Below are 19,874 nucleotides of genomic sequence, written 5' to 3'. Positions count from 1 at the left end.
AGGCACCGCAACGATGCCGAAGCAACAACCTGAGCGATTCGTCGACGCCTTCACCCACCGGCCGGCGCTGGCCCGCCGCGGAATGCTGCCGGGGAGGCGGGTGTTCACCTCGCTCGCCTCGGCGGCGGCGGTGGCGGTCGTCGTCGCCCTGTCCGCCTGGTCGCTGGGGAACGTCATGTCCGGCGACGACGAGACGCCGGTCGCCGCCGACCTCACCGCGCGGATACCCGCGCCGGAGCCGGCCCCCGAGCGGGAGCCGGCCCCCGAGCCGACGGAGGAGGAGACGGTCGAGGAGGAGCCCGAGACCGAGGAGCAGCCCCCGCCGCCCGCCCCGGACCCGGAGACCGAGGAGACCGAGGAGCCCGTGGAGGAGCCGGTCGAGGAGCCCGAGGAGGAGCCGGCCGAGGAGCCGGAGCCGGAGAACGCCGAGGTCGTCAGGCAGGAGAACCTGGTGCCCGACGGCGTCTACCGGCTGCTGGCCGGCACCACCGACGACCGTTGCCTCGACGTGGACTCCAGCGGCACCGAGAACGGCACCAACGTCCGCCAGTGGGAGTGCAACGAGACCGCGGCCCAGAACTTCGCGCTACAGAGCACCGGGGAGCTGAACACGTACACCCTCACCGGTCTCGGCGGCAACTGCGTGGACATCGCGGGTGATTCGCTCGATGCGGGTGCGAACATCCACATGTGGAACTGCAACGGCGGTATGTCGCAGCGGTTCCGCCTGGAGCCCAACCTCAACGGCTACATCCTGGTCTCGACGATGACCAGCCACTGCGTTGACGTGATGGACGCCAGCACTGACTGGGGCGCCAACGTCCACCAGTGGCTGTGCAACCGCACGCCCGCGCAGACGTGGAGGCTCGAACGTCGGTGAGCCGCCCGCGTGTTGCCGAGACGCCGTCGCCACCTGGCGGTAACGTACCGGTCATTTACAGAGGCGTAGCCTCTAAAGCCGCACCGTCCGAGCGCTGTTGGAGCAGAGCGATGCCTGACGCTCAGTCGCCTCACCTCATGGCCCGGCCGGGCCTTCGGCCAGCTTCCGTGCCCGCCGCCTCGACCGCCCCGACCGCCGTCGCCGCGCCGGCGCCCGCGGTCCCGGCGTCCGCCAGCCCGGTCTCCGCCACCCCGGCGTCCGACGTGCCCGCGCCGGTCGCCAGGGCCGCGCCCTGCCCCGGCACCCGACAGCCGGCGGCCGAGCGCTACCGGAGCCGGCTGCTGAGGTACGCCAACCGCCTCACCGCGGGCGACCCGCACCGGGCCGAGGACATCGTGCAGGAGACCATGCTCCGCGCCTGGCTCGCCGCCGACGAGTTCGCCGGCGAGGAGAGCGGGTTCCACGCCGACGACGACCACCTCGCCGCCTGGCTGCACACCGTCGCCCGCAACCTCGCGGTCGACGCCCGCCGTCGCGACCGCAGCGTGCCGATCGGCATCGTGCCGGCCGCGCTGCTGCACCGGGCCGCCGACGGCGGTTCCGACGTCGCCGACGCCGTCGTCGACCGCGTCGCCGTGGTGCGGGCCCTGTCCGGGCTCAGCCCGCTCCACCGCGACGTGCTGGCCCACGTCCACCTGTGCGACCGGTCGCGGGCCGACACCGCACGGCTGTTGGGCATACCCAAGGGGACCGTGAAGTCCCGTGTGCACTACGCTCTGGCGGCCCTGCGTTCGGAGTTCGAGTCCGCTACGGCGGCGGAGGCGGCATGAGGACCACCGATCCCTTCGAGTTCATCGATCGCCACCGGGACACCATCTTCCGCGTGCTCGGCATCATCGCCGTGCTGCTCGTGGTGTTCCTCATCGTGCGCTTCTTCGCGATGCGGCTCGGCGGCTGGCGCAGGGCGTGGCGGCGGCTGTGCCACGAGTTCGCCGTCACCGGGCACGCGTTCGCGGCACCCGTCCGCGCCTGGCTGCGGCACCGGCGCTCGTTCCGTGCCCTGGTGCGCGGCCTGCGGACCCCCGCGACCTGGCGGGACGCCGAGCGCGCCGTGGCCGCCGCCCGGGAGGCCGGCGGCCAGGCGTACGGGGCGCTGGTGGACGGCGACAGCGTCACCGTGCTCGTCGCGGGTGACGCCGAGAGCGGACACCTCACGCTCCCCGACGACCAGCGCTGGTGGCTCGCCAGCGACGACGCGGACGACCACTGGAGCGTGGCCCGCGCCGACCTGCCGCCCGTGGTGCCCGTCCCCGACCAGGTGCACCCGGTGCTGGTCGCCGTCGGCGAGATCGACGGCCGCTGCGCCTTCCTCGACCTGGCGGCCGGGCCGCCGATGGTCTCCGTCGAGGGCGAGCGCCGCTCCGCCGTCGCCCTGCACCAGGCCGTCGCCGCGCAGCTCGACGTCCGGTTGCCCGAGGGCCTGGTCGTGGTCGCCGAGGGCGTGCACCGCGGCTTCGCCGGGACGCCGGTGCGCGCCGCGCACCGCGCGGCCCGCGAGCTGCGCCCCAGGCTCGGCCTCTCGCCGGTCCTGGTCACCGCCGAGCTGCCCGACCCGGTGCCGGCCGAACTCTCCGAGCCGCCCGAGGAGTTCCCCGCCCTGCGGCTGCTGCTGCTCGGCGAGGGGCGCGGCCACCAGCGCACCCTGCTGAGCGACCGGCACGGCCAGATCTCCGTCGTCGGCACCCCGCTGCTCACCACGGGCAACGCCCTCAGCCGCGCCATCGCCAAGGTGCTCTCCGTGATCCCGCCCGTGCTGCCGCCCGCGCCGCCCGCCGGGGACGCCGCCCACACCACCCGCGCCTTCGCCGAGTCGGACGACGAGGAGGAGACGGCCGTGGGAGACGCGACCGGTGCCTCGGGCGCGGACGCCGACGCCTGGGCGCCGTCCACCACCACCGTCGTCGCCCCCCGCCCGCCCCGCGCGGAGTTGGAGGAGGAGTCCGACGACACGGGCGAGCACCGCCTCGTGGCGCCCGAGCGTGACGCCGACACCGCGCCAAGCGGCGCCCCCGTCTCCACCAGGACCACGCGCGAGACGACCCGCTCGCTCCCGCACTGATCGCCCCGCCACCCCACTCACCGACGCCGGTTGGACCGCCCGTGAAGCTCACCGTGACCACCGCCGACCAGCAGGGTCGGCTCACGGACCACCTGCTCGACCTGCCAGGGGACGCCACCGTCGCCGAGCTGGCCGCGGCGCTCGACACCCCGAGGCTCTTCCTCGGCGAGCGGCTGCTCGACTCCGACGCGCCGCTCGGCATCGGCGGCGTCCGCGACGGCGTGCTGCTCGGCCGTGGCACGCCCGCGCCACACCAGGCCAGCGCCGCCCGCGCCTGGACGCCGCCCGCCACCGACCCGGCGCTCCTCGAACTGCGCCACGTCTCGGGCCCCGGCGCCGGCCGGATCTGGCGGCTCGGCCCTGGCGCCTACGAGATCGGCACCGACCGCAGCTGCGCCATCCGGCTCGCCGACAGCTCGACCGACGACCCGAACGAGGACGACGGGCTGCCCCCGACCGGCACCTGGATCACCGTCCACACCGACGGCACGGCCAGCTACCGGCTGCCGGAGGACGCCGACCCCGACCAGTGCGGGCTGCGCAGCCTCACCCCGCCGCCGCCCGTCGACCCCGAGACCGGCACCCCGCTCACCGACGAGGAGCCGGCCGGGCCGCAGGACGGCGGCCCAGGCGGGCACAGCGTCGAGCCGAAGCACACCATCGGCCCCGATGGTTCGCCCGAGCCGCCCCCGCCGCCACCGCCCGGCCAACTGCCGCCGCCGGACGCCGGCTTCGAGGACTGGCCGCTCTTCGCCGACCTCACGCTCGGCGACCACCTGCTGCGCCTGGCGCCGCCGTTCGAGCCGGACGCCGCCGTCAAGCCGGCCGCCGACGGCCTGACCATGGACTACAACCGGCCGCCCCGCATCGTCCCGCCGCTGGACGCCGAGAACCTGAGCCTGCCAGGACCGCCGTCGCCCCCGGGGCCGCGCACCTTCCCGCTCATGCTCATGCTCTCGCCGCTGGTCATGGGCCTCGCCATGATGGCGATCTTCCGGTCCTTCTACTTCATGATCCTCATCCTGTTCACCCCGCTGATGGCGGTGGGCAACTGGCTGACGGGGCGCCGCTCCAACCGGAAGCGGCACGAGGAGCAGATGCGCCGCTACCGGCTGCGCCGCGCCGCCCTCGAACTCGAGATGCGCCGGGCCAGCGTCGAGGAGCGCGGGCTGCGCAACGAGGCGTCCCCCGACCCCGCGGCCGTCCAGCTCACCGCGACCGGCCCAGGACGCCAACTGTGGGAACGGCGGCGCCACCACGGCGACTACCTCACCCTGCGGCTCGGCACCGTCGCCCGCGCCTCGCTCAAGAAGATCAGCGACCAGGCGCGCGAGACCAACCACCGCCAGGTGCACTGGCGCCTCGCCGACGTGCCGCTCGGCGCCGAGATCCGCCAGCTCGGCGTGCTCGGCCTCACCGGCACCAGCACCACCGCCCGCGCCGTCGCCCGCTGGGCCGTCGCCCAGGCCGCCGTCCTGCACAGCCCGCGCGACCTGCGGATCGTCATCCTCACCGACGAACAGCACGTCGACGACTGGGCCTGGGTCCGCTGGCTGCCCCACCTCAGGCCCGCCAGGTCGGGCACCGGCGCCCCGCTGATCGCCCTCGGCAACGACCCCGAGTCCACCTCCCGCCGGGTCAGCGAACTCTTCGCCGAGATCCAGGTCAGGACCGCCGTCACCGGCGGCGCCGGGCGGCAGGCCGCCGCGCCCGCCGAGCCCGACGTGCTGGTCATCATGGACGGCGCCTACCGGCTGCGCGAGGTGCCGGGCGTCACCCAGGTCCTCACCGAGGGCCCCGCGGCCCGGATCTTCAGCATCTGCCTCGACGAGCGCGAGCGGCTGCTGCCCGAGCAGTGCACCGCCGTCGTCACCGCCGTCGGCAACCGGCTCACCGTCCGCAGCTCGGGCCACCCGACCGTCACCGGGGTGCGCGCCGACCAGGTCGACCCCGAATGGTGCGAGGAGGCGGCCCGCGCCCTCGCCCCGCTGCGCGACGTCAGCATCGACGCGGACGCCGGACTTCCCACCGAGGTAAGGCTGTTGCCGCTGCTCGGCCAGGAGCCGCCGAACCCGGCCGCGCTGGTGGCCGACTGGCAGCGCCGGCCGGCCAGCACCGCCTTCGTCATCGGCTCGGGATTCGAGGGCACCGCCGTCCTCGACCTGGCGGCCGACGGCCCGCACGGCCTCATCGGCGGCACCACGGGATCCGGCAAGTCCGAACTGCTCCAGTCCATGATCGCCTCGCTGGCCGCCGTCAACCGGCCGGACGAGCTGACCTTCGTGCTCATCGACTACAAGGGCGGCAGCGCCTTCCGCGAGTGCGCGGAACTGCCGCACACCCTGGGCATGATCACCGACCTCGACGGCCACCTGGTGCAGCGCGCCCTGGCCTCGCTCGACGCCGAACTCAAGCGCCGCGAACAGCTGCTGGCCGACGTCGGCGTCAAGGACCACCGCGAGTACCGGGCCAAGCGGGCCCGCGAGCCCGAGCTGCCCCCGCTGCCCCGACTGCTGCTGGTCATCGACGAGTTCGCCACCCTGGTCCGCGAACTGGTCGAGTTCGTACCCGGGTTGATCAGCCTCGCCCAGCGCGGCCGCTCGCTCGGCCTGCACCTGATGCTCGCCACCCAGCGCCCGGCCGGCGCCGTCAGCAACGAGATCCGCGCCAACACCAACCTGCGGATCGCGCTGCGCGTCACCGACCGCACCGAGTCCACCGACATCATCAACTCCCCGGCCGCCTCCGGGATCTCGCCCTCCACCCCGGGCCGGGCCATGATCCGGCGCGGCGACGGCCCGCCACTCCCGTTCCAGACCGCCTGGGTCGGCGCCGAGCGGGCGCCCGCCGAGGGCGAGGGCGAGGCCCGCCCCGGCGCCGCCCACCGCTCGGTCCGCGGCGCCGAGTTGACCTGGCAGCAGCTGGGCCGGCCCATCTCCATGCCGACCGACCTCGACGACCTCGTCGCCGCCCCGGAGGCCGATGCCGGCGAGCCCCAGGACCCGCCGACCGACCTCAGCGAGCTGGTGGCCGCGGTGCGCGCCGCGGCCGAGGAGCTGCCCGACTTCCGCCCCCAGCCGCGCCCCTGGCTCCCGCCGCTCGACGAGCGGGTCACCATGCCGGAGCCCGAGACCGACCCGGCCCCCGGATCCCTGCGGCTGCAGCCCGTGCCCTACGCCTACTTCGACCTGCCGCACCGGCAGGACCAGCGGCTCGGCTACCTGGACTTCGCCTCCTTCGGCCACCTCTACGTCATCGGCGCGCCCCGCTCGGGACGCACCCAGACGCTCCGCACCATCGCCGGTGCGGCCGCCTCCCACCTCACCACCGACCAGCTGCACATCTACGGCATCGACGCGGGCGGCGGCGGCCTCTCGGCCCTCGAGACCCTGCCGCACTGCGGCTCGGTGGTCTCCCGCCACGACCCGGAGCGGCTCGACCGCCTGGTACGCCGGCTGATGGCCGAACTCACCGAGCGGCAGAGCCACATCGCCCGCGAGGACGTGACCTCGATCTCCGAGCTGCGCGCCAAGCTGCCGAAGGCCGAACGCCCGGCCCACGTCCTGCTGTTGATCGACGGCTGGGACGCGCTCAACAGCATGCTCGACAAGTACGACGGCGGCCGGCTGCTCGACGAGCTGCTCAGGCTGCTCCGCGAGGGCGCCGCCGCCGGCATCCACGTGATCGCCACCTCCGAGCGCATCCTGCTCGGCGGCCGCCCGGCCCAGCACAACGACCGCCGGCTGCTGCTCCGCCAGACCGACCGGATGGACTTCGCCGCGGCGGGCATCAACCGGCGTTCCGTGCCCGAGCGCATCCCGCCGGGCCGCGGCTGGTTCACGCCGGGCGCCACCGAGGCGCAGATCCTGCTGTTGCCGGCGCCGGCCCCCGGGACCGGCTCGAAGCTGGACAAGGCGCCGCCCGCCAAGGGCCGCGGCGACCAGGCCGACGCGCTCCGCGCCATCGGCCGCCGCGCCACCGCCCGCGACTCCGGCATCGACGACGGGCAGCGGCCGTTCCAGATCAGCGAACTGCCCACCGTGGTCGGCTTCCAGGAGGCCGTGGACCTGATCCCCGAGGAGCACCGCCGCCCGATGTGGGCGCTGCTCGGCCTCGGCGGCGACGAGGCGGCGCCGATCGGCTACGACTTCACCGCCGACGTCGGCTCCTTCATCGTCGCCGGCCCGCCCGGCAGCGGTCGCTCCAACACCCTCGCGGCGATGTCCGTCTCGCTGCTGATGGGCGGCACCGCGCTGGTGGTGCTGACCCCGAGGGACTCGCCGCTGCGCCGCCTCGCGGCGCACGGCCTGGCCAGGGTGCTCTCCGCGTCCGACCCGACGGGCGACGAACTGGAGGCCGCGCTCACGTCGTTGGAGGGGCGGCCGGCCGTGGTGGTGGTCGACGACGCCGAGATGCTGATGTCGGGCCGCGCCGACCAGGCGCTGCGCCGCGTCGCCTCGGCGGGCCGGGACCGCGGCCTCGGCCTGCTGCTCGGCGGCCCGGCGGACGGCATGACCGCGATGGGCTGGATCGGCATCGCCCGCCGGGCCAGGCGCGGGATGTTGCTGGCGCCGAAGAACCTCGGTGAGGGCGAACTGGTCGGCGTCCGGCTGGCCCCCGAACAGCTCCGCCCGCCGTCCACCCCCGGCCGCGCCTGGCTCGCCGACCGCCAGGGCCGCCCGGTCGCCATCCAGATCCCGCTGACCGTCCTCCAGGAGTAACGCCCGTCTCCCGAACGGCCCTTCGCGGCCCGGCCCTCCCTAGGGCCGGGCCGCGTCGTCTTCCGGCGCCTGCCGCTCCGCCCTCCTCGACGCCGCCAGGCTGGTGAGCGTCGTGACGACCAGCACGCCGCGGATGACGCCGAGCGAGACCGGGGTGGAGATCTCCGGCACGTGCGGGCTCGTCGTCTCGTGGAGGCCGTGCAGGACCAGCTTCACGCCGATGAAGGCGAGGATGACGGACAGGCCGTACGACAGGTGGACCAGCTTCTCCAGCAGCCCGACGATGAGGAAGTACAGCAGGCGCAGGCCCATCAGCGCGAAGGCGTTGGCGGTGAACACGATGTACGGGTCCTGGGTCAGGCCGAAGATCGCCGGGATCGAGTCCACCGCGAAGAGGACGTTCGTGAGGCCGATCGCCAGCATGACGATCAGCATCGGGGTGACCAGCCGCCTGCCGTTCTCCCTGACGACCAGCTTCGTGCCGTGCCACGTGTCGGTGGAGGGCACGCGCCGCTGAACGGCCTTCAGCAGGCGACCCTCCTCCCAGCCCTCGTCCTCCTGGCCGGCCCGCGCCTCCTGGACCAGCTTCCAGGCGGTCCAGACGAGGAAGGCCCCGAAGACGAAGAGGTTATCGGCGCTGAGGGACTTCTCGGTGACCTGACGACGGCCCAAGAATCACCAAGAGAGAGTAAAGGGAAGGTCAAGAACCGGCCCCGTGCCGGGAAACACCGCGGCGGCCGGACCCCGTGGGGGTCCGGCCGCCGTCGCGCATCGGCGGGGGAGGGCTCAGTTGCCGTGGCTGGTGAGCTCGGTCCGGTCCTCGTTCCAGGTGACCGGCGTGCCGCCGATGTTCTTGCTGTCGTCCCAGTCCTCCGGGTCCGGGGGCTCGGTGGTGAAGTCCTCGGCCGTGACCTCGTAGCCGCCCTCACCGTCCAGGCTGGAGAGCGTGGAGGCGAAGAGCTCCGCGTCGTTGTTCTGCAGGCTCTCCTTGATGCCGGTGAAGATGTTCGCGAAGATCTGGAGGTTGCCGGCCGCCGACTGCAGCGACCTGCTGAACTCCTCGTACGCGGTCTTCAGGGCCGGGCTGGCCTGCTCCAGGTAGAGCCCGTTGTCCAGCAGCGTGCTGACCTCGGCCATCAGGCTGTAGATCTCGGGGATGATGATGCCGCACTGGGTGCTGAGCTTCGTCGTGGTGTCGAGAATGCCCGCGTAGTCGGCGGAGAGATCCGCCATGGTCGCCTCCTTCGTTCGTGGTCGGTGGTGGGGTGGGGGCGCCGCGGCCCGTTACTGCGCCGGCGGGTTGTTGAGGTTGTTCGCCATCTGCTCGTCGAGGTCGATCATGCCGTCCTTGATCGCGACGAACTGGTCGGCGAACGAGCTGATGTTGGTGATCAGCTCGGTCAACTGGGTGTGGAACTCGGTGTACTTCTGGGTGAGCACGCCGCCGGTGTTCGGCATGATCAGGTGGTTCGCCAGCGCGTCGTCGACCGCCGCCTTGGCCGCGTCGGCGGCCGGCTGGATGACGGTCTCGTTGCTGGTGCGCATGGCCGTGGCGGCGCTGTCCACGTCCTGGTACGTGATGCTGATGTTGGGCATGGCAGGTCTCTCCTCCGTCGGATGGCGGGTTGGTCAGGGGCCGTGAAGTCGCTCGGGCGTCAGTCGTCGTCCTCGTTCTCGTCCACCCACCGGTTGCCGGGCCCCTCACGGGTGTACGTGGTGGTCGTCTCGTTCCCGTCCTCGTCCGTCTCGGTGACGGTCCTGGTTCCCGAACCGTCCTCGTTGATCGTGACGTCCTCGACACTCTTGGAGCCGTCGGAGTTCTCGGTGGTGACGGTGTAGTCGCGGTCGTCGTAGCGCAGCCCCTCGGTGCGCTCCCCCTCGTACTCCGTGACGGACGTCGACTCGTCCTCGCCGTGCGTGGTCGTCGCGGTCTCCTTGGTGACCTCACCGTCGCCGTCGTACGTGTAGTCGGTAACGGTCTTCGTCTCCGTGTCGTCCGGCAGGTCGACGGTCACGGTCTCCTGGGAGACGTTGCCGTCGTCGTCGTACGTGTAGTCGGTGGTCTGGGTGATCGTCTCGCCGTCCGGGAGGGTGGTCGTCGAGGTCTCGCTCGTGATCTCGTAGTCGTCGTTGTACGAGAGCGTGACCTCGGTCGTGGAGCCGTCGGCGTTGGTGAACTTCATCCGGCTCGGCGGGTTCTCGTCCGGTACGGGCGGCTCGTCGGGGCTCGGCTGCTGCGGAGCCTTGTTCTCGTCGAGGTCGTTCTCCCACTTCTCGCAGAAGTCCGGGCGGTCGTCCTCCGCGCAGACCTCGCCCATGATCGCGTCGGGGTGTTCCTCGAAGTAGTCGGCCGCGCCGATGCTCTCCAGGTACTCGTTCCACTCCTCGGTGGCCTCGACCCAGTTGTCGTGCCGCTCCTTCTCGTCCAGCCAGCGGCCGAACTCCGACTTGGCCGAGGCGGCCGCCGCGCCGGCGGCGATCTCCGAGTCCTGCTGGAACAGGGCCTGTGCGACGCCCTCGAAGGTGTCGCCGAACTGCCGCAGCTTCTCGGTGGCCTTCTCGGTTCGCGACTTGGACATCCGGAAGAACACACTGAACTGGCTGGACAGATAGCTGGAGCCGAACACCGCCGTGTTCTCGGAGGAGGTGCGGTTCCCCAGCTCCGCGAACTTGCCGCTGCCGCCGCCGTCGCCCGCCTGGTCGGCGAGCGAGTGCATGCCGCGCTGCATGGCGTAGAGCTCCTCGTAGTCCATCAAGAAGTCGGGCATACGCGCCTCCCGGGCCCGGTGGTCGTCGGCTCCCGCGTGGGGAGCGCCTTCTCACCCTCCACGCACCAGCCGTGGGGAAGGTTCAGGCCGATCGCGGAAGTGAACCCCCGGGCCCGCTCGCGCGTGGAGGTTGCGAGGGACGCCACCGGCGCCCCCGCAGCGAGACGCAGCGAGAAGGAGAGGGACCCAGGTCATGCCCCGCCCACCGGACTGGAGCGCGATCAACCTGGGCGAGGACCCGACGCCAGGCGACCCGGACGAACTCCAGTCGCTGATCGACTCGCAGGCCGACCTCCTGGAGATCGCCGACGAGATCGACACCGGCCTCACCAACCTGATGAGCGAACACAGCACGTCGTTCAAGGGCGAGACGGCCGACGCGCTGCGTGACCTGATGGACAACCGGCTGCGGAAGTACGTCGACGGCTTCCGCGACGCCCACCAGGCCGTCCAGGACGCGCTGGTCACCTACCGCGGCGTCATGATCGAGCAGCAGGGCATCGCGGACGCCGCGCTGACCGCCGGGCAGGGCCTCGACGAGGACGACGAGGAGGGCAGGGACAGCCAGAAGAGCAAGGCCGAGGAGGCCCGCGAGGCTCTGGAGAGCGCCGCCCAGACGGCCGGCGAGGCGCTGAACGCCGCCGCCTACGACATCCCCTCGCCCGTCGACGAGTGCGCCGAGTTCTGGAAGTTCCTGACCTTCTTCGCGATCGCCCTGATCCTGCCGGCCATCATCCTCGGCGGCCCGGTCGCGCTCGCCGCCCTCGCCATCAACGCCGCGCTGCTCGTCAAGACCGCGATCGACTTCGCCAACGGCAACGCCAGCATCACCGAGTTGGTGCTGTCGATCGTCGGCGTGCTGGTGCCCACCACCCGGGGCATCAACATCACCAAGATCGGCTCCGCCTTCAAGAACTGGGGGAAGACCACCTTCGCCCCCATGAAGAACATGAACACCCTCGGGAAGTTCATCTACCTGACCGACCTGGTCGGCAGGGGGATGCTCTGGGTCCCGATGACCTTCGGCCGTGGCCTCGCCTTCCTGTTCGTCGGGGGCCTGAACATGGGCGCCGCCATCGGCCACTTCTCCGGGTTCGCCCTGGACGTGCTGCGGGCCGGCTGGGTGGGCGGCGGCCTCGGCGGCCTCGGCAAGGCGACCATCAACCTCACCCACTGGACCGGCAGTACCGCGCTCTTCCGGCTCAACAACGCCACCGGCTTCGGCGGCTACGTCGTCTCCCACTTCAAGGGCTTCGGGCCGCTGGCGATCATCGCCCCGGTCAACGCCGCCGAACTCGGCCGCACCTTCTCCTTCACCGGCCTCGCCAACGCGTTCAAGATCTCGCTCGTCAACCGCGGTCTCGGCAACCAGTTCAGGACCGGCGCGTTCGTCCAGGGCAGCAACGTCATCGACATCCGCGCCATCAGGGGCTTCGGCTCCGACGGGATGCCGATCATCGACGCCAGCAAGATGGTCAAGTACCAGCCCGGCGGGTTCGCCGGATCCCAGTCGTTCTCCGGCATCGCCCACGTGATCAACCTCGCCGACACCGGCCGGGTCGGCCAGGGCGTCGTCAGCGGCGGCAACTTCTCGATGCCCGACTTGCCGCCCGTGCAGCCCATCTCGCTGAGCTTCGCCGGCCGCGGCCTGGACATCGGCATCTCCGGGATGAGCGGTCCAGGACTCGGCGCCAACGTCTTCGACATGCCGGCGATCAACACCGGCGGCCTGGTCGGGGCGGTCCAGCCGTCGGTCGTGGTCCACGTGCCGGGCTCCGGCGGGCAGACGGTCGCCGTCGCCATCCCGCTGCCGGACGGCTTCGCGGGCGCCACCCGGGCGGGCGACCTGACGCTGACCATCAACATGGACGCGTTCACCCCGATCAGGGTGACCTACGGTCAGAACGGCGTGACCATCGTGCCGGCCACCGCCGACGGCCGGATGCCCGCCGTCCACATCGCCAACATGCCGCAGCTCGGCGACATGAGCGTGGTCTCGCCGAGCGGCATCACCATCCCGACGGCCAACCTCAACCCGGCCGGGGTCACCGACGCGGGCGTCGGCGGCCAGGGCCTCGGCAACCTGCCGACGACGGCGCCGCGGCTCGGCGGCGACGGGCTCGCGCTCGACCTCAACCTGCCCTCGATGCCCTCGCTCCGGCTGAACTTCGCCGACCAGGGCATGTCGCTGAGCACGCCGGACGTCTCGCTGGCCGGCGCCAGGGGCCCGATGGCGGATCTCGGCTCCGTCGAGATGCCCTCGCTCCAGGGGCTCAACACCTCGATGCCGGCGCTGGCCGACAACCTCAACATCGCGCCGCCGACCGCCGGCCAGCTCGACAACCTGAACGTCGCCAGCGCGCTGCCGGACGGGGTGTCCATCGCCGCGCCCAACCCCGGCCAGCTGGACGTCAACCTCGGCAACACCAACTCCTTCTCGATCAACCTCGGCGAGGGGCTGCAACACTCGCTCAACGACGCGCCGACGGTGGCCCCCGGCGCCCAGGTACCGCACCTGGACGTCACGGTGGCGCCCCCGGCGCACGCCGTCACCCCGGCCCCGGTGACCGCCACCCCGCCCACGGTCCGGGCCACCGGCGCCGAGACGGCCTCGCTCGGGGACATCACGCTGAACATGAACGGCGTGGCCCCGATCAAGATCAGCTCCATCGAGGCGCGCCCCGTCGGCCTCTCGGTCGGCAACGACGTGGCCACCCCGAACGGCGTCAGGACCGGCGACCTCAACGTGCCGGGCGGCATCAGGGCCGCCGACATCCCCACCCCAGCCGACACCAGGATCGGCGGGCTCGCGCCCACCAACGGCGCCGACGACGCGCTCGGCAACTCCGGGGTCACCCGCTTCACCGAGGCGACGGACGGCCCGCGCGCGACCGGCACCCAGTACGCGCCCCCGACGCTCGACTCCCAGCTCGCGGAGGGCGTCACCGCCGCCCCGCAGCCCGTGCCCGTGCCGCTGGCCGCGCGCCCCGAGACCACGGCCACCCCGCCGGCCCCGGCGCCGACGTCGGAGAAGGCCACCGGTGGCACCGGCGGTGGCGGTGGCCGGTCGGTCTCCGACCTGTTCAGCGGCAGGCTGTGGGACATCAACCCGGACATGGCGATGTGGCGGGCCCTGGAGGAGCTCGGCCTCACCCACAACGCCCCGCCGCCCGCGTACTTCCGGGAGATGACGGTCAACACGGCCTTCACCTCGAACGGCTCGGGCGCCCTCAACAGCACCGACGACCTCACCACGACCAACCCGGGCTCGCACAGCGGCACCAGCACGACGAACCCCACCGGGGGCGTCACGAACGTCAACCCGCCCCTCACCCAGGGCACCCCGCTGCCCGGCGGCCAGGTCAACGTGCCCGCCCAGGTGTTCGGCCCCCCGCCGGGCCACGCGCCGGGCAGCGCCCTCGGCACCCCGCCCGCGCACACTCTCGGCACGCCGCCCGGCGGCCACATCCCGTCCGTCGGCTCGTCCTCCCACGTCCCGCCGCCGCGCGTGCTCGGCGACCCGCCCGCCCTGGAGGCGCTGGACGAGCTCGGGGAGCTGCCGGCCCCGCCGCCGCCCGGTCGCTCGACCGGCACGCTCGGTGGTTCGAGCTCCACCGGCGGGCCGCTCGACTCGTCGATCGTCCGGGTCTCCGAGACCGAGGGGCTCACCCCGGCGCCCCGCCCCGCGGGCCCGCAGGGCGCCCACAGCAGGAGCTTCGACGTCGACGGGCTCACCGGCGTCCGCTTCGCGACCAGCTTCGACGACGCCGGCGGCGTCACCCAGGTCCAGCTCATCTCCGGGACCAACGCCCCGGTGCGGGCGACCCACCACGCCGGCGACCCGGCGGACGTGTTCCGGGCCCAGCAGAACCTCGGCGGCGGCGTCACCCGCGACCTGGGCTTCCGGGTGAACGGCGACGGCGTCGAACTGCTCTCCATGGAACGCACCGCCACCCTCACGAACGCCAGGTTCGGCGCGGTGGACCTCCAGATCGACGACCTGGCCCCCGGCGGACCGGCCGTGACGGGTGCCACCCGCCCCGACGGCGCGCCGATCACCGCCCCGCCAGGCGACGCGGCTGGCACGGTGCGGCTGCACCACGACCTCGGCGGCGGGATCTCGCGCGACTGGACGGTGCGGATCACCGACGCCCAGCCGACCGGGCTCACCGTGCACCGGAACGTCGACCTCGGCACGTTCCCGGGCTTCGGGGGCACCGCGCTCCGCTTCGACGAGACGGCCGGCGGCGCCCCCGTCCTGCTGCGCGCCGACGGATCCGTGGCGGACGGCGCCGTCACCGGGCTCGGCACCCACATCACCGGCCACCACCTCGTCACGGTGGGACAGAACCGGATGGTCGTCGACGCCAACGGCGCCGTCACCCACCACGTGCTCCCCGTGCCGGCGCCGCCACCTGGCGCGGCCGCGGGAGCCGTGCCGGCCGGCGGGCGCCACGTGTTCGCGCCGGTTGGCGACACCGCCGGCGGCGGCGCCGTGATCCGCGGCCTCGACGGGCAGGGCGTGGCCGGCATCACCGTCGTCCCGCAGCGCGGCGGCGGCACCCGGCTGGTGGGCGGCGACGTCCACCTCTCCGTCGACGCCGCCGGCACCAACCTCTCCCAGGTCGTCCAGCTCAGCGGCCGCGGCGGCGGTCGACTCGACGCGTTCGCGCACACGCCGATCCAGCCGGGCGGCGCACCGGTGCTGCGGGCCGGCGACGGCGCCGCGGTCAACAGCGCCGTGACCGGCAACTCGGTGACGGTGCGCGGCGTACACGTCGACACCACGCACCACCTCGGTGGACCGCGCGCCGGCCAGCTGATCGACGAGGTCTACCACGTCCAGGGCGGCCCGCTCGGCCTGCACGGAATGGACCTCCGCGTTCCTGCGCAGGGCACCGCGGGCCGGGTCCACACCCCGACAGGACCGGTACCGGCCACCGTCACCCAGCAGATCCAGGGCGGCACGACGACCGGCATCCGGGTCGAGACCGCCGGCTACCACGTCCTCGTCGACACCCGGGGCAACGTCACCCACAACGTCACCACGCTGCTGGGCCGCGGCGGCGGCCCGCTCGACGCCTTCGTGCACACCCCGGCGGTCGGCGGCGGCGCGTCCGTGCTGCGGGCCGGCGACGGCGCCGCGGTCAACGGCGCGGTCACCGGCAACTCGGTGACGGTGCGCGGCGTGCACCTCGACACCACCCACCAGGTGGGCGGTCCGCGCCCCGGCCAGCTGGTCGAGGAGATCTACCACCTCCGCGGCGGCCCCGCTGGCCTGAACGGGCGGGATCTCGTCATCACGGCCCGGGGCGACGCCGGGCACGTGCAGGGGCCACGTCCGGTGCCGGCCACCGTCACCCAGCAGTTCGACCACGCCGGCACGCCGTCCGGCTTCCGGGTCCAGAGCGGCGACCACCACGTGATGATCGACCCGCGGGGCAACGTCACCCACCACGTCGTCACCCTGGACTCGCCCGGGCAGCCGACGCGTTACGCCTTCACCGACATCAACAACCCGGCCGCGATCGGGCTGCGGAACGTGCACGGCACGACCACGCCCCACACCACCATCACCCGGCTCCCCGCCGGCGAACTCGAGATCAGCACCCCGGGCAACAACCTCGTCACCCGGTTCGACGGCGACGGCGCGTTCCAGTTCCGGGACACCCGGCTGCCCGGCGCCGGCGCCGGCGGCGCCGACCAGTTCGTGCGGATGCGGCAGTTCGAGGGCGACTTCGGCCGGCGCTCGTACGAACTCCTCGACAACCTGCGCGTCGTCATCCCCGACCGCACCGTGCTGCCCAGGCCCCAGGTCGGCGCCAACGCGAACCCCGGCTTCCGCGTCAACGACGCGGGCGACACCTTCCGGCTCTACCGGCAGGACGGCCACCTCGACGTCACCGTCGGCGCCCCGGACGCCACCACCAACATCCGCAACGTCACCCTGCACGCCGCCGACGGCGGCGCCCCGACCAACCTGCGGGTCCTCGAACTGTCGGACGGCGTCGACTCCCGCTACCTCGACATCACCAACCCCACCCACCTCCAGCTGCGCGGCGGCGAACTCACCCCCATCACCACGCACGGCACCATCCAGGCCCTGCCGGGCAACGGCGGCTACCGCGTCGACGGCCACGGCGTCCGCGCCAACGAGTGGACGGAGTACAGCACCGCGGGCAAGATCACGGCGCAGCGCATCGACGTCTTCCACCAGGGACGGGCCGTCGGCAACCAGCACTTCCTGCTCGACTTCCGGACCAACCCCGACGCGCCCACCTGGACCAGGAACACCGGCGTCGCCGGCGCCACGGCCCCCAGGAACCCGGGCTGGAACGACTTCGGCAAGGTCGACGTCAAGGGCGGCGAGCGCGGCCACGTCTCGCTGACCTCCCACTCCGGCTCCCCGGTCTTCGACCGCCGGGTGCTGCCCGACGGGAACGTCCTCGACTCCCATGTCTCCGCCCCCAACCTGCGCGGGAGCCAGAGCATCGGCTACGGCCCCGGCACCAGGGACCACTGGTCCGAGATCCGGGCCAACGGCACCGCTGGCGACTTCGGCCGCCGCAAGTGGAGCGTCAGCGGCCGCGCCTGGGTCGACTACGACAACGCGGGCAACCCCGTGCGCCACTTCCGGGAGAACCCGCAGGGCGGCCACGTCATCGCCGACATGCGCGGCATGAACGCCCACTACTGGAACGGCGGCACCAGCGACTGGACCCGTTTCGACGGCGACTTCAAGCAGGTCGCCGACGGCACCAGGAAGTGGGGCCTCGGCCGCTCGTGGACCGACGAGATGCTGGACGCGGCCACCGGCGAGCGCAAGGTGGTGCACGTGAAGGTGGGCCGCGTCGCCGGCCTCGACGACCTGCGCCGCTACACCGCGCACGACATCAACCCGAACGGCAGCTGGAACGCCGAGTTCAAGGCCGTCGCGCCGACCGGCAAGGACGTCGCCGGCGCCAAGGCGCTCAAGAACGGTGACACCCTGTCGTTCGAGCGGATCGCCGAGCAGCGGCCGCCGAACGCCTGGCGGTCGGTGCTCAGCTCGGAGTTCCGCACCACCAACTTCGCCACCGACCAGGCGGGTTGGGCCAAGGACAGCAGGATGCAGATCGCCCGCTGGGAACAGTCCAACGGCGGGACGGTCGTCGACCACGGCATCCAGTTCACCAGCCAGCACGGCCACGGCGTGTTCCGCATCAACCACGCCGGGGACTTCGTCGGCGAGACCCGCAAGCTCACGAACGGCAACGAGCTCACCGTGGGCGCCGACGTCAAGCTGCCCGACGGCGTCACCCTGCCGGCCGGCTACCGGCCCTGGTCGGAGGGCGCCGACAACCTCCAGGGCCACCGCAGCTTCGTCCGGACGGACTTCACCACCGTCACCCTGCCGCCGCGCAGCGGCAAGACCGGCAACGACGTGCTCTTCGTCGACCGGTTCCGCACCGACGCCAACCACGCCAACCCGTTCACGCCGACCGCCAACGCGGGCGACTGGAACATCGCCAGGGTCGGCTTCAAGGACGGCACCGTCCTGGAGTACAAGCCGCGCCCCGTGGAGAACCCGGCGACCACCGGGCTCGACCTGCGCCGCACGGGCCACCAGGGCGGCGCGGCCAACGACTGGATGATCCTCGACCACCACGGCGCGGTGGTCGTCCGCCAGGACACCTTCGGCCTCGGCAACAGCGCCTTCCGGGTGTGGAGCGACGGGAACAACCGCTGGGTCGGCGCCGACGGCTCCAGCGGCGTCCGCAAGTACGCGGCGAACAACGACATCCACTACCGGGGCTGGGACCGCCACTCCTTCCAGGACTTCATGGACGGCCAACTGGTCCGCGAGCACCGGCTGATGGCGGACGGCGTCACCCTGGACGCGCAGCAGCTGCCCCACACGCCGGGGCAGCCGGCGTCCTGGCGCTGGAACAAGGTCGACGCCGACGGCACCGTGCAGCGGTTCGGCAACGAGAACGAGCGGGTCCGCCGCTGGTACGACTCCGCCACCGGCAACCTGCTGAGCGAGTGGAAGCCGGGCGCCCGGTGGGTGGACCACCTGGACGGCGCGGGGAACGCCGCCAGGATCCAGGAGATCCCGAAGTTCGCCGCCAGCGGCAACCCGCTGCGCGACCCCCTCACCCTCGACCCCTGGCGGATCCGCGAGTACGTGCCCAAGCCCGACGACCTCGCCGGCGGCGCCCGGGGCGCCGACGCCTACCGCGCCTGGAAGGAGTTCGACGCGGGCATCACGGTGCGCGAGATAAAGCGGCTGCCGGACGGCTCGTTCCTGGAGTCGGAGACCTGGCAGAAGCAGTGGCGCCGGCACGTCTTCGGCAACAACAACTCCCATGTCGTGCTCAACGACCGCACCATCCCGGGCAACGTCTACGAGCGCGACACCTTCGGACGGACCCATCTCGTGGGCCGCGAGACGCACTTCATCGACTTCTCCAACGAGTTCCGCGGCTTCACCCGCGAGTGGAGCGAGTCGCTGCGCTACAGCTGGGGCCCGGCAGTCACCAACCGGCCGGGCGGGGTGCAGGGCGCCGAATCCCTCTACACGCCGTTCCTCGCCAACAACATGGGCTCGGTCGCGGTGGCGCTCACCCAGGAGTTCACCCTGGACTTCCTGCTCAACCTCGCGGTCTTCGGCATCGTCTCGGCCGCCACCGGCACCCCGTTCACCATCACCGACGTCCAGCAGGCCGCGTTCGGCGCCGCCATCGGCGCGGGCTTCAAGTCCCTCTCGGTCGGCCTGCACAACTGGGGGGCCCACCGCGGCACCTGGAAGGTCGGCTTCGGCAACAAGGACCAGGGCTACGCCTACAACTTCCGCCAGAACGACGACAACTGGGGCGCCGAGTTCGCCGGCAACGAGAAGGTGCTGCGCTGGCGCGGCGGCACCTACGACTTCTTCGTCAACGCCGGCGTCGGCGGCCTGGCCGGCTTCGTCGGCGCGGCGGCCGGCGCGGCGATCTTCGGCGTCAAGGACTCCGAGGGCAACCGGCACCAACTCTCGGGTGTCGACGCGCTGATGTACGGCGTCGTCGGTCTCGCCGGCGGCCTCGCCGGCACGTTCAGCGTCGGCGCCATCCGCGGCATGATGCAGAACACCGCGGCCGCCCGCCTCTACCACCGGGCCGGGATCATCGACTTCCTGGTGATGCCGGTCCTCGGCAAGCTGATCGACAAGAACCTGGCCGTCTTCGTCCTGGCCCCGGAGATCCGCGCCTCCCTCGGCATCACCCCGCCAGGAACCGGTGCCTCCAACGACCAACCCTTCGACTTCACCCCCATCTCGATCGGACGGGTAGACGGCTCGCCTGGCACGCCCCCGGGCTGGCCCGCCGGGGGTGACACCACAGGACCCGAGTAGCCCCGAGCCG

Annotated in this window: 8 protein-coding genes and 1 pseudogene; 5 read left to right on the top strand and 4 right to left on the bottom strand. The window is 72.7% G+C overall.

Annotated elements, in window-relative coordinates; genetic code table 11:
• The first annotated feature begins 13 nt into the window (after window positions 1–13).
• From ACYVPE_RS17310 to ACYVPE_RS17295, 4 genes are all read left to right on the top strand, one after another.
• Window positions 14–880: an RICIN domain-containing protein gene (locus ACYVPE_RS17310; RefSeq protein ID WP_461034508.1), complete on the top strand. Its 867-nt coding sequence runs from the start codon at window positions 14–16 to the stop codon at window positions 878–880.
• Between the two features lie 167 nt (window positions 881–1,047).
• Complete coding sequence (locus tag ACYVPE_RS17305) at window positions 1,048–1,710, top strand: RNA polymerase sigma factor (RefSeq protein WP_461034507.1); 663 nt, start codon at window positions 1,048–1,050, stop codon at window positions 1,708–1,710.
• Window positions 1,707–2,999 carry a hypothetical protein gene (locus ACYVPE_RS17300; protein ID WP_461034506.1) on the top strand — a complete coding sequence of 431 codons (1,293 nt, stop codon included), beginning with the start codon at window positions 1,707–1,709 and terminating at the stop codon, window positions 2,997–2,999. Before ACYVPE_RS17305 ends, ACYVPE_RS17300 begins: the two co-directional genes overlap by 4 nt.
• 41 nt (window positions 3,000–3,040) lie before the next feature.
• A complete protein-coding gene (locus tag ACYVPE_RS17295; RefSeq protein WP_461034505.1) occupies window positions 3,041–7,720 on the top strand; it encodes an FtsK/SpoIIIE domain-containing protein in 4,680 nt (1,559 codons plus the stop codon).
• Window positions 7,721–7,759: 39 nt separating this feature from the next.
• On the opposite strand, the pseudogene ACYVPE_RS17290 reads toward ACYVPE_RS17295, so the two are convergent.
• From ACYVPE_RS17290 to ACYVPE_RS17275, 4 genes and pseudogenes are all read right to left on the bottom strand, one after another.
• Window positions 7,760–8,344 (bottom strand): annotated as a pseudogene (locus tag ACYVPE_RS17290) (TerC family protein); the annotation flags it as partial.
• 162 nt (window positions 8,345–8,506) lie between these two features.
• Window positions 8,507–8,953, bottom strand: coding sequence for a hypothetical protein (locus ACYVPE_RS17285; RefSeq protein WP_461034504.1), 447 nt, complete (start codon window positions 8,951–8,953; stop codon window positions 8,507–8,509).
• Window positions 8,954–9,004: 51 nt separating this feature from the next.
• Window positions 9,005–9,316 (bottom strand): hypothetical protein, encoded by a 312-nt coding sequence (locus ACYVPE_RS17280; protein ID WP_132820746.1) that lies wholly within the window; start codon window positions 9,314–9,316, stop codon window positions 9,005–9,007.
• A gap of 59 nt (window positions 9,317–9,375) precedes the next feature.
• A complete protein-coding gene (locus ACYVPE_RS17275) occupies window positions 9,376–10,488 on the bottom strand; it encodes a hypothetical protein (protein WP_461034503.1) in 1,113 nt (370 codons plus the stop codon).
• Between the two features lie 193 nt (window positions 10,489–10,681).
• On the opposite strand from ACYVPE_RS17275, the gene ACYVPE_RS17270 reads away from it, so the two are divergent.
• Window positions 10,682–19,864, top strand: a complete 9,183-nt coding sequence (locus ACYVPE_RS17270) for a hypothetical protein (RefSeq protein WP_461034502.1) — start codon at window positions 10,682–10,684, stop codon at window positions 19,862–19,864.
• The last annotated feature ends 10 nt before the right edge of the window (window positions 19,865–19,874 follow it).

It is taken from the genome of Streptomyces mayteni (assembly GCF_054783955.1).
This window is presented reverse-complemented; position numbering and strand designations above follow the sequence as displayed.